We start from the raw sequence: 1,261 nt of genomic DNA on the forward strand, positions 1-1,261 counted from the left end.
CTGCTTACTTGCAAGAATATTTTATAGATATCTTTAATGCATGGATAACCGGACAAAATATGAACATCCTTATTTTTTCTTGTTTTTAAATTTATACTTCTTTTTTAGAGACTGCGAAACTCGTGACAATGACGAAATCGTGAAAATAACCAGATTACGTAAACGGAAAATCACCGAAAAAGGCTTGATGTATCACTTTGATGTTGAAGGTGGTAACGGAAGTCTGATAGGTGAAAGTGGCAAACGAATATTTGTTATTAACTAAATGATATTACCGAATAGTATAAAGATAACCACGCGATAATATCAATGAATTAGATCCTACGCAAAGGCTATCACATTAGTTGCCGAAAGTCCTTTATGACCGCTTTCGACAGAAAAATTTACTTCCTGTCCTTCATAGAGCGTTTTATAATCATTACCCTGAATAGCAGAATAATGAACAAACACATCCTGACTGCCATTTTTGGGCGAAATAAACCCAAAGCCTTTATCAGCATTAAACCATTTGACAATACCTGTATTGATGCTTGACATATACGTTCCTTAATTTTGTTAATTAATCAAAAATCTCAAAGATTAACATGATTTTTACTAATAGTATTTAATCAGAAGGAACTCATTAATGAAGAGGTATTATGATATCGCTAAATTTTGAATTACTTAAAATTTTTACTAATAAAAAGAGATTGTTACTCTCGAGGCTAGAGTTAATTAAGTCATACTTTATCGTTTTAATCAATAGTTTTTTATTCTACAAGACGTTTGGTGTTAGCTAAATACAAGGCTAAAATCATGACTAATATCGAGATTGCATAAATCAGTACAGAAAATGGATCTTTATGTTCTACGATAATTAATCGAATGATAGCGGTAATACCGATATATACAAAATATTTTAATTATCAATGCGATAAATTCTAAATAGAGAAAATAATTAACGATACCTTCGAGTAAAAGGTAAGTCTGGGTAGGATTAGCTGACTTGAATAATACACGAGTTTCGCAGTCTCTAAAAAAGAAGTATAAATTTAAAAACAAGAAAAAATCAGGATGTTCATATTTTGTCCGGTTATCCATGCATTAAAGATATCTATAAAATATTCTTGCAAGTAAGCAGTGTAAGATACTCTAGTTTGGCGTTATCAGAAGTCAGCCCATCGCCTTTATCTCATGACACGGTTAGCCGATGGTTAAAAAGTAGATGTTTCCGCCCTAAAGACCTATGGCGATTAGTTGAACCTTCTATAGACAAAAAAAG

The 1,261-nt window shown here is 31.7% G+C and carries 3 protein-coding genes and 1 pseudogene; 2 read left to right on the top strand and 2 right to left on the bottom strand.

The annotated features are described in order from the left end of the window. Window positions 1-139: 139 nt before the first annotated feature. The gene (locus CBG25_RS08525) at window positions 140-265 is read left to right on the top strand and encodes a hypothetical protein (protein WP_290606011.1); all 126 of its coding nucleotides are present in this window, start codon (window positions 140-142) and stop codon (window positions 263-265) included. A 56-nt stretch (window positions 266-321) separates the two neighbouring features. On the opposite strand, the gene CBG25_RS08530 is transcribed toward CBG25_RS08525, so the two are convergent. Beyond that, window positions 322-537, bottom strand: a complete 216-nt coding sequence (locus CBG25_RS08530; protein ID WP_290606013.1) for a cold-shock protein — start codon at window positions 535-537, stop codon at window positions 322-324. Between the two features lie 212 nt (window positions 538-749). Further along, a pseudogene (locus tag CBG25_RS08535) lies at window positions 750-966 on the bottom strand (phosphate-starvation-inducible PsiE family protein); the annotation flags it as partial. Window positions 967-1,064: 98 nt separating this feature from the next. Between CBG25_RS08535 and CBG25_RS08540 the strand changes: the two are divergent. Beyond that, on the top strand, window positions 1,065-1,261 hold a 197-nt coding region (locus CBG25_RS08540; RefSeq protein ID WP_290604058.1), incomplete at its 3' end, for a hypothetical protein.

This window comes from Arsenophonus sp. ENCA (assembly GCF_002287155.1).
GTDB classification, from domain to species: Bacteria; Pseudomonadota; Gammaproteobacteria; order Enterobacterales; family Enterobacteriaceae; genus Arsenophonus; species Arsenophonus nilaparvatae.